This is a genomic window from Yersinia sp. 1252 StPb PI (assembly GCF_048593885.1).
GTDB lineage: Bacteria > Pseudomonadota > Gammaproteobacteria > Enterobacterales > Enterobacteriaceae > Yersinia > Yersinia enterocolitica_E.
In genome coordinates this window covers 1-15,182 of record NZ_JAZGQE010000122.1, presented here as the reverse complement: position 1 = coordinate 15,182, position 15,182 = coordinate 1, and the positions used below count along the sequence as shown (strand labels likewise).

Genomic DNA, 15,182 nt, shown 5'->3' with positions numbered 1-15,182 from the left:
CTCCTTTATGAATATTGTTAATATAATCAGTGGAGTTAAGCTTACTAAAGTCGCTGTAGGCGTCATTATTGCCTGCAGTGGCGCATTGTATTTTTCAAATGCCGCCAACGCCTCGAGTTGCCAAACGGTAGACGGGACTCAAGGTGGAGTCAGTGTCAGTAATAATGGCAGTTGCACCATTACCAACAAATATTCCCCCACGACAAACGACAATGAGTTTGGTGCAGTTTATGTCAATAATGGTGACAGGATCACACTGACAGGCGATGCATCTACGATTATTCAAGGTGAGTCTGGCTATACCGGCAAACTGTTTGGTGACCTTTATCCAGACGCGAATGGTCAAGAGCATTTAATGTTGGGTGATAAAACCCAGGGCGTGACAACATGGGATGATATTACCGGCTCAAATATCGTGGTTGCAACCTATGATAGTAGTAAAATCACTTCGTCAGACTGGGGAGCCTCTAATTATTGGTTTACGGCCATTCCCCATGATGTTAATGGGCAACAATATATTAACACGCGTTTCGGCACCGTCGAAAATGGCACGCTAGCTATTAATCTGGGTAATTCTGCGTTGCCATCAACCGCGGCTGAAAACAAAATAAGAATTGCTGCGAAACAAAGTTTTTTAACGGTAGCTAAAGGGAATAACAGCACTGTTGAATGGACATCAAAAAATATGGTGGTATTCGAAGCCTGGAGCCCAGAACAGGCTGGAGTAGGGACCACTAATTTCGAATATAGTATACCAAACTATCAGGGCACTTTTATCGGCTTTGATAACAACAGTTATACTGTCAATAATGACGTTGAGTTAAAAGCCTATAATGATGTTCTGATCCAGGCATTAAAACAGGGTCAATTAAAATCCCAGCAAGCCTATGATAATGCCTTAGCACAGGGCGTAACTTTTACAAATAAAACAGGTAGCTTCAACTATACAGTCACCCCTGGAGATGAAGTTACCATGTCTATTGGTGATAACGCGGTGATTGTTGCCGATGGTTATGGTGCAAAAGGGGTTATTAAAGATGGTGGGCAGTTAGATGCCCGAATCAATAATTTAGGCGCTATGCTAGCTAAAAATGGTGCCCACATTGAAGTAGAACAGGGGGGGCAACTTTCCGGTCAGTATTATTTGATGAGAATAATGGAAGATAGTACTGGTTCAAATAACGGTATTATTTCGAGTGGCTACCTCGTAGGTGATAATTGGGATACCACATCACCTAACCCCTATCCTCAAGATTTAGCTTATGTTCAGGGCTTTGCTGTCACCGCTGAGGGGGCAAATGCGCGCTTTATTAATAACGGAATTATGAATCTGGCCGGATGGAGCTATGTGGAGAATGCCAGTTCTGTTCTCGATACCAATTATCTGATTAAGACTGCGGCAGGTGCGATAGCAAGTAATACCGGAATAATGAATATTGGCGTTAATAATAATTTTCTTGATGCCGATCTTGCTGGGGCGATTATTGATGGTACGGGTTCTTCATTTACCAATGAAGCTGGCGGCCATATCTATATTGGCAGAGCTGCGCAATATGATATTGCTAATCCAGAAAATGTGAGTGATACAGCCAACAAACGCTTACAACAGGGCATCCGCCTGATTGAAGGTAATGCAACCAATAATGGCCGCATTACCATTGGTAGCAAAACCGAAAATGCCATTGGAATGATTGCGACCGGAGACAATGCCGGCACCTCTCTGACGAATAATGGTCAAATCATCATTAATGGTGATGCATCAACTCATCCATTACAAAATGTCGCCATGTGGGCTGAAAACACCGGTGATACTGATATTCATCATAATGGTCTTATCGAACTCAATGGTGTTAATGCCGTTGCTTTAAAGGTGTTATCTACCAATAAAAATGCCTCAGCAACTACCAGCTCGAATAGCAGTATTAATATTGAAGGTGGTGCCAATATTTCTAACGGCACGCGAAACTTTGGTATATGGGTTGAAGGTAGTGATGCTTCCGCAGAGATCGAGGGGCAAGTTAATCTGAAAGGTGAAGGTGCCATCGGTGTACATGCCCGTAATGGTGCCAAGATTGATGTCAAAGGTAACGCCCAAGTTAATTTCGTTGATGGCGATAACCAGATTGGCTACTTCGTTCACGGTCTGGGATCCCAGATTCTCAATAGCACATCTCAGGCGCAAACATTAACCACCAAGGGTTCAACACTATACCGTCTGGATGGCGGGGCTAGTTTTATCGGCTCTGATGTTATTGATTTATCTTCGCAACTAACCGCCCAATCAAAAGATACCACTCTATTTTTAGTGACAGGAATGGATAATGCTACCGGCACTGCCAGTAACTTTACTTCGGGTAAACTAAAAATCGACGTTAACGGTGAAGGTTCTACCGGTATTCGCGTGGAAGGTGGCGCAAGCGGCACAATTACCGAAACAGCCGATATTATCCGGGTAGCAGGTAATGGTGCGACAGCAGGCATTGTTGACGGTAAATATTATGGCATTGATGGCCTGGAAGTACCGGAGAGTTTCAGCACTAACTCTATTTTAACCAGTTATGCCCAATTAGGTTCAGCACATTCTGTTGATGGTGCTTTTGGCTATATTGCCCGTAACAGCGGGACTCTGCTTCATAAAGGTAGCCTTGATTTTTCAACTAGTGGAACAGGTAAAACTGGGGTGCTGGTTGATAATGGAATATTGGATAATCAGGGTGCCATAAAAGTTAAAGGCACTGCCGTTCATATTAAAGGTGAGAACGCCCGAGTAAATAACACCAGCACGATTGAAGCGACGGATGAAACCGCAGCTTATTTAATCGATAACGGTGCTTCACTGACACTGGATGGAACGGGCCAAACAAAAGCCGGAGGCACAGCTCATGGTGTGTTATTACAAGCTGGCGCAAAAGGTTTGGCTATCGAACGTGCAATTATTGATATGCTTGGAAGTGGTAATGGTATAGAGAATACGGCTGAAATTAGTAATATCAAATTGAGCGATGCAGTCATTAATGTCGGTACTGGGGCGGGTATACGCACAGCAACAGCTCTGGCACAGACTGATAATGTGACGATTAATGTTGAAGGAACTAACGGCACTGGCTTCTTATTTGAGAAAAATATAGCCGGAAATAAAATAACGGATGTTGAGCTCAACCTGGCGGGAACTGAGGGGCTAACGATTAACGTTAATTCAGCCAGTGGGCAAGGTTTGATAACTAATTCATCTGCCAGTGTTACCAGCGGTGCAAATATTAATGTTAATCAGGCAACCGGTGGTTCAGCCTTAGTCGTTGGTGGTATCAGTAATACAGTGAATCAGCACGGGAAACTTGAATCGAAGTCCACAGTGAGTGGTGTTTCGGTTGTTGATATCAATAATGGTCAAGTAAATACCTTTACTAACTATGGCCAAATCTTAGCGGCAAATGTCACGCAATTAGCCCTGCAAACGCTTTCTGGCCCTGCGGTAGCATTTACCAATGCGGCTAATGCCATTATCAGCGGTCAGGTCAATCTACTCAACGACCAGGATAATAGTATTACGCTGGTCAGTGGTAGCGAAGGCACCGACTTTAAAACCAGTGCTGGTGATGACCGCTTTTTCTTAAAAGATATCACCGCTAGTGAGCAAGATACTTTATTCCATACACTAAACGGTGGTGTTGGTCACGACACCCTGCAACTGGATAATTCTGTTTATCGTGTTCTGAATGAAACTACCATTTTGAACATGGAAGATATTGAACTAAAAAATAACTCGACGCTGACATTAGACAACGCCTTACTCACACTAGGTGATGCTAAAGATGATGCCGCTGATACTGGCTATAGCATTGATGCGACCAGTGAACTTGCCATTGTTAATAATAATGCTGTGGCTTTTAATAGCCATTTATCGGGCACTGGGTTACTGAGCGTCAATACTTCTGGTCAGAGTTTTGATTTCACAACGAATAACTATGCTGACAGTTTTGCCGGTACGGTTGCCTTGGGGCACAGTACTTTCCAATTGAAAGAGGGCAATACGCAAGCGCTAACCGATGCCACATTGAAATTAGGCCAAAATAGTGTGACTTACGTTGGTGATAGCCTACAGAGTATCGGCGGGCTAATTTTTGACGGCGGCACAGTTAATTTCAATACCGGAACACCAGGTCAGCCGGAAAAAAGTCAAATCCAGACCAGTAATGTATTAGACCTGACAGGTACCGGCAAAGTCGGTATTAATATTGAAAGCGTTCAAAACTATCTGCCACCATCAACGCCATCGACCGATGTTACCCCGTTAATGGAGCAAGATGATGCCAATCTATTACTCAAACTGGCGGACTCCCTTGGCGTTGTCACCGGAAGCGGTGGCGCATTACAGCTAATTGATAATCGGACTAATACAGTAATAACCAATAAAACAATGGCGGACATCGAGCAAAATGGTGTGCACGTTGCTAATGGTTCTTACGATTATCGATTAACCACGGGCGCCAATAATAATGATGATTTGTTTGTGAACTATGGCTTAACCCAAGTGGAGTTATTGAGCGATGGTGCAAATGCTTTAACACTGAGTTCTGGTGGGAAAACAGGTGCGGCCGCCGATCTTAGTGCAAAAGTAGTGGGTGGCGGAGATTTATCAATCGATACCGGTGCAGGAAATACTGTTTCGTTATCAAATACACTCAACAGCTATACCGGTGTTACTGATATTCGCTCCGGCACCTTATCGATGGGCGCGAATAACGTTCTGGGTAATACCGAAAAATTGCAGTTAAACAATCAAAGCATATTTGAAATGGCCTTTTTTAGTCAGACCATTGGTCAGCTTGAAAGCGCGTTAGGAACATGGGTTAATTTGAGTGGTGGTCATCTGACTATCAATCAAGGTGGTGTTTCTAATGGTCATTTGACCGGGGCAGGAACGTTGACCGTTGCGGATAATACGCTAACGGTAAATGGTGCCAATGATCAACTTTCTGCCAAAACTGAGATTGCTAATACTGCTCAAGTTAGTCTGAACCATATCAGCGGCTTAGGTACGGGTGATATTGATAATGGCGGTAAACTTAATCTGACGGGTGCTACAGGGCATTTCGTTAATAATCTGAGCAACAGTGGTGATGTTAAACTGAACAACAGTCAGGCGGTATTACAAGGAGATAATGCATCATTCTCCGGACGCTATCAGATTGATAATACATCTGTATTGACCGCATCTCAGGCTCAACATCTAGGCAGTGCTGATGTGGAAGATGATGGAGCGTTGGTATTGAATACCAGTTCTAACTGGACGCTGTTAAATAATGTCAGTGGCGTTGGTGACCTGACTAAATTAGGTCAGGCAGTGCTGACCTTAATGGGCAATGTGACTTACACCGGCCTGACCGATATTAATCAGGGTGGGATTACCTTAGGCAATAGCAATACATCTGTGACTTTAGCCAGTCAGCAAGTCAATATTGCCGATAATAGCTTTATGTCAGGCTATGGTGGTGTTGCCGGTAATATCGATAATCTGGGGTCGTTATATGTAGGCGATAGAGCGCTCACCCGTTCATTATCACCTGCCACGACCTTTAGAGTGGGCGGCAATCTCATTAACAGCGGTTCAACCTATATTGGTTCGGCATCAACTTCCGTCGGTAATCAACTGCATGTCAGTGGCGATTATCTGGGAAATAATGGCAATCTGTATCTTAATACTGTTCTGGGTGATGACAACTCACTGACAGATAAACTCATTGTTGACGGTAACACTCAAGGTAATACTTTAGTGACGGTTGCGAATGTGGGTGGTCAGGGTGCTGAAACGCTCAATGGTATTGAGGTTGTGCATGTTGGCGGTGACTCTGCCGGTACATTTACACAAGATGGCCGTATCGTTGCCGGGGCTTATGAATATAGTTTAGGTCGTGGCAATGGGGTGAATACAGGCAACTGGTATTTGACCAGCCAATTGACCAGTGGCCCGACCGATCCGACCACGCCAACAGATCTGTCAAAACCATCGGTTTTACGGCCTGAGATAAGCAGCTATGCAGCGAATATTGCTGGGGCCAATACCTTATTTATGACCCGACTGCATGATCGTTTAGGTGAAACCCAATATATCGATGCCTTAACGGGCGAAGAGAAAGTGACCAGTATGTGGATGCGCCAGGTTGGTAGCCATAACCGCTCCCGTGATACCTCTGGTCAATTGAAAACCCAGAGTAATAGTTACGTGTTGCAGTTAGGCGGTGATATTGCTCAATGGAGTGATGATAATCTCAATCGCTGGCATTTAGGCGCGATGGCGGGTTATGCCAATCAGCAAAGTAACACGAACTCTGGTGTTACCAGCATCGGGTCCAAAGGTAAGGTTGATGGCTATAGCGCCGGCTTATATGGCACTTGGTATGATAATGATGCTGATAAGAACGGCACTTATGTTGATACCTGGGTTCTGTATAACTGGTTTAACAATACTGTCAGCGGTGAAAGCCTTGCCAGTGAAAGCTATAAGTCCAACGGCTTCACGGCCTCAGCCGAGCTGGGCTATACCTTCAAAATGAGCGAATCGCCGGAAAATAACAGAATATTTTACCTGCAACCGAAAGCTCAGATTGTCTGGATGGGCGTCAAAGCTGATAGTTTCAGCGATGCACGTGGCACCCAGATCAGTAGTGAAGGTGAGGGTAATATCCTGACCCGCTTAGGTCTTCGTTCTTATATCAATGGTTATAGTGATATTGATAAAGGTAAACAGCGAGTATTTGAACCCTTCGTTGAGGCTAACTGGATCCATAACAGTAAGAGCTTTGGCGGCAATATGGGTGGCACGTTAGTTGAGCAAGATGGCACTAGAAATATTGGTGAGCTAAAAGTTGGTGTTGAGGCCCAGTGGAATCCTAAGTTAAATCTCTGGATGAACGTTGGTCAGCAAGTGGGGGGTAAAGGCTACAGTGATACCTCTGCCGTAGTAGGCGTTAAATATAACTTCTAGTTTAGTCATTGTTTACGGGCCACCATCAGAGTGGCCCGTTTCTCAAACTCATCGTAAATCAGATTGTTACTGCTATTCATCCCGCCAGCGGCGCGCTATTCTGACAATCAACGCACCATTTATCTGTAAGTAACACCCAGTGCTATCGTGATATTGCTGCCTGGTTTCGCATTCGCATTCTTTTTAGCAGACCATCCTTGCGCCAAATTTAAAGCCCAAGCTTATTGCAAGCTTGGGCTTTTTGCTTTTTCAGCGGGAACAAACAGAGAGCGGCTATTACTTGGCCTGCGCCTCGAGAGTAAATGTCTCTTGAATCACCGCCATCTCTTTAACCATGATAGTTTCCGTGCGCGCTTTTGCCACGCCACGGCAGCCTTCACCATAGTGTTCACCTTCCCAACGCCCAACCAATGCCGCACCAACTGCGTTACTCATCACATTAGTGGCAGAACGGCCCATATCGAGGAAGGGATCAACCCCCATCAGTAGAATCAACCCTGCTTCCGGGATATTGAACTGGCTCAACGTTGCGGCAATAACCACTAATGAAGCACGTGGAACACCCGCCATGCCCTTAGAAGTCAGCATTAGAATCAATAACATGGTGACTTGCTCACCCATGCTCAAATGGATATTACATGCTTGAGCAATAAATATGACCGCGAACGAGCAATATGCCATGGAGCCTACAAGGTTAAAGGAATAACCAATCGGCAACACAAAACTGGCAATTTTGTTGGATACGCCAAACTCTTCTAATTTCTCTAACGTACCAGGGAAGGCCGCTTCAGAACTTGAGGTGGTAAAAGCTAACAGCGCAGGTTCGCTGATGCCTTTAATTAAGCGCAGCGTGCAGCGGCCAATCAGAAGGATTGAACAACCAATCAAAATAAGCCACAGCAGGCCGAGGGTGAGATAGAACTCGCCCATAAAGATACCGGCACTGACTAATACACTTAATCCACGCTCAGAAATCATGGCTGAAATGGCAGCGAATACGGTCAGAGGGGCAAACAACATGACGTAACCTGTGAGTTTTAGCATCAGGTGTGCCAACGAATCTAATACCGAAACGATAGGGGTAGCTTTTTCACCGATGGCGGACAGGCTAATCCCCATAAATATAGAGAACACAACAATTTGCAGGATTTCATTACGTGCCATCGCATCCACAATACTGGTTGGGATAGCGTGTGAGATAAACACCTTAGCCGAGAATGGTACCGGTGCGATACCGTCAACAGCGCTGGCAGTTTCCGCCACGAAGTTAATCCCATCCCCGGGTCTTAACAGGTTAACAATCACCAACCCGAGCAGAATGGAAATGAATGCGGCGCAAATGAACAAGAACAGCGTTTTTGAGAAAACGCGCCCTAAGGTTTTGGCATCCCCCATTTTGGCAATCCCAACCACTAATGTTGAGATGATTAATGGCGCAATGATCATTTTGATCAATCGCAGGAAAATATCGGTGAAAATAGATATTTCAGATGAGTATGATTTAGCGAACTCAGGGCTGCTAAAGGAATTAATTAAAAATCCGACAATAATACCTATTATCAGACCCAATATGATCATTGTGGTCAAATTTTTTGATTTCATAAGGATTCCATTTATAAGTAGGGTGGTATCGTTGCTCTAAACTTAATTAATAACAGTGCTGATGTTGTATTTGCCTCTATATTAATCACGGTGCAGGGCGAAGCGAATGACGCAGCACAGTGCACCGGATTATTAGAGTGTTTTTTCTATTGCTACAGTTAATGAAATACTAAATGCTAAACTCGAGTTTCAATAATGGTGCATGTTGCTGAGCACCATAGACGTCAGTATCGCCTACTGCACCCGATACCAGGCTGCGCGGCATGACCACCTTGACAGCATTGGCGGGATCGAACCAAACAATGCGGTGTACAAATTTGGCGTCAATTTTATAGAGCTGCGCAATCAGTTCTTTTTTAAATTGCCCTGACGCTTTAATGCTTGAATATATCTCTTTATCCTTAAATAAAATATCCAGCACTAATTCATAAGGACCGGCATTTTTCGATCTGACAACGTGTGCCAAATCTAAAATTGATTTTTTCATGCTACCACTCCTTCGGTTGTTACATTTTCCAGGCGGAATTTAAATGCAACTTCTGGTGTGTATTCCATCAAATGATAAATGGAGAATTCATAAACCAGTCCCGCTCGAATATCTGACGGAGAGAATGGGAAGGCCAAATTACCCGCAGTAGCTATTCGCCCGGCATAACCATAATGAAGCAGAGTAGAGCGGGCGAGTGAACATATGCTATCAGCCATGGCTTGAGTCGGGGCGACAACATCCAGCAAAATACCCAATTCATAAGAAGTGGTATCCGGCTCTGGCTCCATTTTGCCCATGACACCGTTCTTGCCGTACAGATGAAAATTGAGCTTCACCGCATCAGGATCGATTTTGAGGTTTTTTTCGACACTGTTGCGCACTTCGACCAAAATATTATCAATACCGGCAATCATAATGGAATCACGGGTGCCGGCAATACTCAGGGTACGATAGCCCACCGGACGTGCGCCTTCCAACTTCACGGTGTATGGCGTGTTTTCATGCACTGATCCGCTGACACGAACCTGGCCGTTGCCGACATTTTCAAAGCGACAGGCTTTCAGGTTCAACACCCCGCCGGGGCCGGGCAAGAAGTATGGGTCAGATTTTTCATACAAGGTATGTGCCGCGGCCGAGGTTTCGGTAAATTGACGTTTCTCGTTGAAGGTTTTTAAGGTAAAGCCAGTTTCGTCCAGAATACCCATTGCGCAGTCGGAGCCTGATCCCGGTGTTGCTGCAATAGCAGCACATTCCAAAATCTTGCCACAATGCAACGCCAGACCTTCATCGAATCCCCTCATAATCGGTAACGCCGCAAAGCAGGCGGGATCATAAGCACGGCCACCTAACACCACTTGTGCACCCGCTTGCAATGCTTCCTGAAAAGGCTCGATCCCCATTTGAGCAACGATATAGGTTGTGGCATCAATGGCTTCATGAGTCAGTTCAGGGACAAAATCCAGCGACTGAATCTTGCCGGCATCAAGGGCGGCGTGCACCACTTCTTTACTGACGTCGGCAGGGATAACAGCCAGCGTAAAGTTGAGCGATTCCTCTTTGGCAATCTCTAAAATTATCTGGCGACACCACTCCAGGTGCGGTGCAGCCCCTGAACCACCCGCAGTACCGATAACCACAGGAATACCATTTTTCACCCCTGCGGTTATCATATAGCGCAGATCGCGTTTTACTCCAGCGCGGTCGGTAAAAGGTTTACCGGCACCCAAATAGTGAGGGCCGGGATCAGAGGAACCCGCATCTACAGCGATTAAATCAGGTGACTCCTCCATCGCTTTCATAAAGCTCTCTTCCGGGAATCCGTACCCCAAGATGGCCGTTGGTGAGAGAATTTTAAAGGTCTTAGACATATCAGTTAGCCTTTGCATTAAGTTGCGCGATGGTGCGAGACATCTCGTTGAACACCATGTTCATCCCTTCATCAAAACCCATCCCCGGTTTGATTAGCATCCGCATCGGACGGGAGGCGATAGCGACATGCACACAGGTGCGGGCGCTGATATCGGTTTCGTTACAAGTCCCCCCCTGGTACGCTTCCATCCCTTTTTTATTGCAGTAAAGAACCGCGTCCACAATGTTGTGAATACTGCCCAAATCAGGGGTTTTGATCTGCACCATGTGGCAACTACCCGCATCAGTAAAATCGATGATGTCTTGATAGGTGTTACACCATTCATCGGCCACAATTTTGACTTTCGAACCGAGTTTTGCCAGATTGCGGGTAATTTCAGTTAACAGGCGGATTTGGTCTGGTTTATTGCCTGCATCAACCGGCCCTTCGATATACAGACTCAGATCGCCGGCTTGTTCTTGCAGACTGGCGATGTACTCGGCGCACCGCATTGGGTCCATGTCAAAAATCAGGCCAATGGTGCCGTAAACATCAATATGCAGATTCGGTTTGTAGTTAGGATCAACGCGCAGTTCAGCCACGCGTTTGGCTAACCAACTCACATAGTCACGCAGTTTTTCGCCATTGCGCCCCAGTTTTTCATCAACGTTGTTGATAAGACCATGTGGCAGAACATCGACGCCTTTAACGATCATTTTATCCACGGCGATATAACGGTCATCGCCACTTTGACCAAACAGCGGAATAGGTTTGGCAACCAGCGGCAGATGCCATTCGTCACACACTACCTCGGCTTTTAAACGCCCGGTGGCTAACGCAGTGGCATCCAACAATGCCTGAGAAAGGCCGTAACGAATGGCAGTATGTAGCTGTTTGCCATTAATGGTCACGTCGTCAAAGAAACGAGCATTCAGGCGAAACTCACTGATATCGCGCCCTTCCAGTAGGGGTTTGATATGTTTTTCTAAGAAAGGAACAAAATTTGCTGCGATAAACAAAGGATCACGACCACCAGCGCCTGAGTATTGCACTGCGGCACAGTCACCCACTGCTACGGCCCCATTTTCTAAAATTAATTGGATGTTGACGCATTCACCTGCCTGCCGAATGGACGTGAATCCCTCAGTCACCGGCTTGCCTTGATAGATAAACCCATCCAATTTCGCGCCATTTTTGATTGCTTGTTGGTCATCGAAGTAGAAAGATGAGTAACCTGCGGTGAACAGAGCGTGTTTGATTTTCATTATGGTCTTCCTATTAATTTACTGTGGGATACAGCGTTAATGTCATCAATAATCATTTGGAATGAAGGTACACGGCCTTCTTCTTTAGCGCGTTCAGCAACAAAATCATGGTGGAGTGCCAGTACATCTTCAGGCAGGGGTACTGAACCCGGATCGAAGACGCGAATTGCGCCGTGGTTATCGCGGATGGGCATCATCTTGCCAGAGTTACAGGTGGCGGGGGCAAATGGCACATCAAGGACTCCCGCTTCAAAGGCACGTACGGTACCTATCGCAATATCGCCCTGACCCAGCTCCAGCACTTTGTTCATAACGGCGCGAACTTCGCGTTTAATCAGATCAACCTCGCGGTCAACCTCCAGACAAGGTGGGAATTTTTGGTCACGAACCATGTTCAGCATTTGGTTCGAGGCTCTTAATCCTTGACCATTTGCCTCGGCAGTTGGGATCCCGTAGGCCTCATGTGGGCTTTTGGTAATTACCTTGGTAGCACCGGCCATCCCCGCTACTGCGGCCCCCCAAGAGATAACCGCGAATGCACGGGACTCATCTTCCGGGAATCCCCCCATCCATTGATGGAACACGGTACTCAACTCGTAATTGTCGTAGCCATTAGCGTGGAAATACTCATGAGCCAGCTCGCGTAATGATTGGATAGCCGCGATATCTTGCACAATATTACCCACCTGGCCGTAGCCCACGGTGATAGACCGGACACCTTGTTCCAGCGCGAGTAAACCTTCAATAATCGCGACCGCATGGGACACAAACGGCGGGATTAAGGTGCCGGTCAATGGGCCAAATGGCTCGCGGTTAATACGAATACCATGCTCTTCATATACCCCAATCAAGCGATCGCAGTACTGCCAGTCACGAATGGATTTCTCCAGCGTTACGCGTTTTGCATAAGGAATGTTGTAGGAGATCCCGCCGCCTTCGTAGCTGGTAAACCCACTGGCCATTGCTATCTCGGCCAGCAGCCGTGCATCAGGTGTTCCGTGACGGATCTGCAACGGTTTAGACAAACTTTCAGTAATGCTGCGACAAGCTGTTACACCGTGGTTGACGACCGGTAAACCATTGAGTTTTGATGTCCCTGCTTCGATAGATTTTTGGATGCCGATGGCCGCATCTTCGTAACGATTAAGGCGGGTATAGGCATCAATCGTGGTAGGCAGGAGGTCGCAATCTTTTTGCAACGCGGTCAGCAGCGCGATATGTTCTTCGATTAATGCGACCCCGGCACGAGGTTGGCTTAAGGTAATACCTTGGCGGTCAGCTTCAAACAGCGCTTTGGCAAAATTTTTCGACTCAGGAATTGTTTGCTGATACTTGACGCCATCCTCAAATTTCTCAACGTCTTTGCCGGTGTGCCACGTTTGTAAGACGTGAAAACGTTCGGACATAAAGTGATCTAAAGAAATCTTTTTGTTGCGAAGTTCCATCATGACTCCAGTTTTTACTTGTTCAGAATTCGAACGCCAGTTTGGGCGGCAGCTTTAGGAAAGCGACGGGCGACATTGGCGAGCAGGGGAAGTAAACCTTGTGTATCTCTGTAATATTCAAACTTGCCGGGGAGCAGAACCTGCTTGCCCTCATCATCTAAATTGCGATATTTCAGCCAGTTATGAATATCGAATGATTCTGCTCGGGATAGCCACCCGCCAGTGCCAATCACCTTTTTAACCAGGCTTAAGTCGCGACCGACCTGTAGGTCAATATTGCCTGCGCAGGTACAAACCTGTGTTTTTTTGCCCGCATGACGTTCAGTGGCATATCCGACACAAATCCCAGCCAACAATTGGTCAAAAACAACTTCTTCGTCGCTACGGGGTAAATAGCCCGGATGTGCAGTGATATGGGTTAAATATCGATAAAAAGCATCAATTTGGCTTTGTTGGTGTGAGAAGTAATGAGCAATCATTGGCATACCGGTTTCGCCGGCATTCATCGCTGAAACGCGCATCCCCAGGTCACCTTCGACGGTTCGTTTAATCAGCGGTTCTGGGATCCCGTGTATCACGGTGTCGGGCAGCATATGACTGTTATAGGAGGAATAAACATCGGTGGTGGCGCCCCCCATATCTATCAACATGAATGTTTCCCAATCGGGCACGTATTGGCGAATTTGTTGCACCAGTTCGAAGACTGAATAGGGCGTAGGCAGTGGGTCTTCACCCGTTTGATCAACGATGACGTCTAAACCTTTCCCTCTAATAATCTTCTTAAGGAAAATGTTGCAAATAGCTTTACGCGCATCAAACGGATTAGGGCTGTCGAGATTGGGCAGCACGTTATTAACAATGGTTAAATCTTTATCCCCGAGGATCTCCAATACGTCATCTTGCAAGTCGCGATTTCCGGCATAAATAATGGAGCACTTCAATTTAGATTGAGCCAATAGTTTTGCGTTCGACAGGCCATGAGCGTAGTCACCGCCGTCAGTACCACCGGTAAATAACAGGATATCCGGCGGTGATGCTTCTAAAGCCCGTACATCTGATTTATTCAGGTTATAGGCGAAGTGTTGTGACACTTTAGCCCCCGCAGAGTGCGCGGTGACCTTGGCGGATTCGAGGGTAATATTGGGCACCAGCCCAATAGCAGCAACCGCTAATCCGCCTTTGGCCGATGAGGAGTAATCAATATTGACCTGCCCTGACGCTAATAAAGGGCGTGCATCGGCAACATTTAGGATCTTATTCAATACCGAAAAAAATCCTTCAGCCAAATGGTGTGGCGTAGTAGGAGATAATGCATAATTCTTCACATTAATATGGTCATCATCTCCCACCTCGAACACTGCCCCTTTTGTCCAGGTGGAGCCGATATCGATAGAAACGGTGATCATTGCACGCCCCCAGCCGCTGCTTCTGGTTGCATGGCATGTTCAATATCGCCCTTCATTAAAGAACAGACTAATTCCAAATCAGTGTCGGGTGCGAAGACGCGGTTGAATCCCATCTCTTTGAATTTTGACTCAATTTCTGAGAACGCATGTTTACCAATAACCAAATTTCCGCCGACATACAGCAAGATTTCGCCAATTCCGCGTTCAATGCAGTTCTCACGCATACCAATACAATCCACTTCACCGTGCCCATAGATAGAGGAGATGACAATGGCGTGAGCACCGGTTTCAATGGCAGCATCAATATATTCATCCTGACTCACCATCACTCCGAGATTGATGACGTTGAAGTTGTGCACTGTAAACACTCGGTCTAGCACCTTATTACCAACAGCATGGCAATCAGCACCAATGACGCCAATAACAATTGTTGGATTTTGCATGTTAAGTCCTCTATGTAGATTACGATCCGTATATTGGTTTTGTGAGTAGAGAGCTAAATTTATGTTTTTAGCTCTCCACGCGTAAATCAAGATTATTTATTTTATTCTTCAGGTATCGATGGCAATTCACTGGGAATTGGCTGGCTTACAATGTGCTTTTCTAACAAATTAAATACAATTGATTTATTGTCAGGACAT

The 15,182-nt window shown here is 46.0% G+C and carries 8 protein-coding genes; 1 reads left to right on the top strand and 7 read right to left on the bottom strand.

Going from position 1 to position 15,182, the window contains the following annotated elements:
- Positions 1 to 85: 85 nt before the first annotated feature.
- Positions 86 to 6,985 carry an autotransporter outer membrane beta-barrel domain-containing protein gene (locus V2A85_RS16340; protein WP_420071849.1) on the top strand — a complete coding sequence of 2,300 codons (6,900 nt, stop codon included), beginning with the start codon at positions 86 to 88 and terminating at the stop codon, positions 6,983 to 6,985.
- Positions 6,986 to 7,261: 276 nt separating this feature from the next.
- Here the strand turns inward: V2A85_RS16340 and V2A85_RS16335 are convergent, their stop codons facing one another.
- From V2A85_RS16335 to glmS, 7 genes are all read right to left on the bottom strand, one after another.
- Entirely contained in the window at positions 7,262 to 8,587 is a 1,326-nt protein-coding gene (locus V2A85_RS16335) for a dicarboxylate/amino acid:cation symporter (protein WP_083158306.1), read from the bottom strand.
- Between the two features lie 169 nt (positions 8,588 to 8,756).
- A complete protein-coding gene (locus V2A85_RS16330; protein ID WP_420071848.1) occupies positions 8,757 to 9,074 on the bottom strand; it encodes a DUF4387 domain-containing protein in 318 nt (105 codons plus the stop codon).
- Positions 9,071 to 10,444, bottom strand: coding sequence for an acyclic terpene utilization AtuA family protein (locus V2A85_RS16325; protein ID WP_083158308.1), 1,374 nt, complete (start codon positions 10,442 to 10,444; stop codon positions 9,071 to 9,073). The genes V2A85_RS16330 and V2A85_RS16325 overlap by 4 nt, the downstream gene beginning before the upstream one ends.
- Before the next feature lies 1 nt (position 10,445).
- Positions 10,446 to 11,690 carry a methylaspartate ammonia-lyase gene (locus V2A85_RS16320; RefSeq protein WP_372559437.1) on the bottom strand — a complete coding sequence of 415 codons (1,245 nt, stop codon included), beginning with the start codon at positions 11,688 to 11,690 and terminating at the stop codon, positions 10,446 to 10,448.
- A complete protein-coding gene (locus V2A85_RS16315; protein ID WP_372559925.1) occupies positions 11,690 to 13,135 on the bottom strand; it encodes a methylaspartate mutase subunit E in 1,446 nt (481 codons plus the stop codon). The genes V2A85_RS16320 and V2A85_RS16315 overlap by 1 nt, the downstream gene beginning before the upstream one ends.
- Before the next feature lie 14 nt (positions 13,136 to 13,149).
- Entirely contained in the window at positions 13,150 to 14,541 is a 1,392-nt protein-coding gene (gene glmL / locus V2A85_RS16310) for a methylaspartate mutase accessory protein GlmL (protein WP_372559436.1), read from the bottom strand.
- Complete coding sequence (gene glmS, locus V2A85_RS16305; RefSeq protein ID WP_372559435.1) at positions 14,538 to 14,984, bottom strand: methylaspartate mutase subunit S; 447 nt, start codon at positions 14,982 to 14,984, stop codon at positions 14,538 to 14,540. The genes glmL and glmS overlap by 4 nt, the downstream gene beginning before the upstream one ends.
- Positions 14,985 to 15,182: the final 198 nt, after the last annotated feature.

Excerpts from the sequence above, each read along its gene's own strand:
- V2A85_RS16335 (WP_083158306.1), bottom strand. The coding sequence starts at position 8,587 with ATGAAATCAAAAAATTTGACCACAATGATCATATTGGGTCTGATAATA.
- V2A85_RS16330 (WP_420071848.1), bottom strand. The coding sequence starts at position 9,074 with ATGAAAAAATCAATTTTAGATTTGGCACACGTTGTCAGATCGAAAAAT.
- V2A85_RS16325 (WP_083158308.1), bottom strand. The coding sequence starts at position 10,444 with ATGTCTAAGACCTTTAAAATTCTCTCACCAACGGCCATCTTGGGGTAC.
- V2A85_RS16320 (WP_372559437.1), bottom strand. The coding sequence starts at position 11,690 with ATGAAAATCAAACACGCTCTGTTCACCGCAGGTTACTCATCTTTCTAC.
- V2A85_RS16315 (WP_372559925.1), bottom strand. The coding sequence starts at position 13,135 with ATGGAACTTCGCAACAAAAAGATTTCTTTAGATCACTTTATGTCCGAA.
- glmL (WP_372559436.1), bottom strand. The coding sequence starts at position 14,541 with ATGATCACCGTTTCTATCGATATCGGCTCCACCTGGACAAAAGGGGCA.
- glmS (WP_372559435.1), bottom strand. The coding sequence starts at position 14,984 with ATGCAAAATCCAACAATTGTTATTGGCGTCATTGGTGCTGATTGCCAT.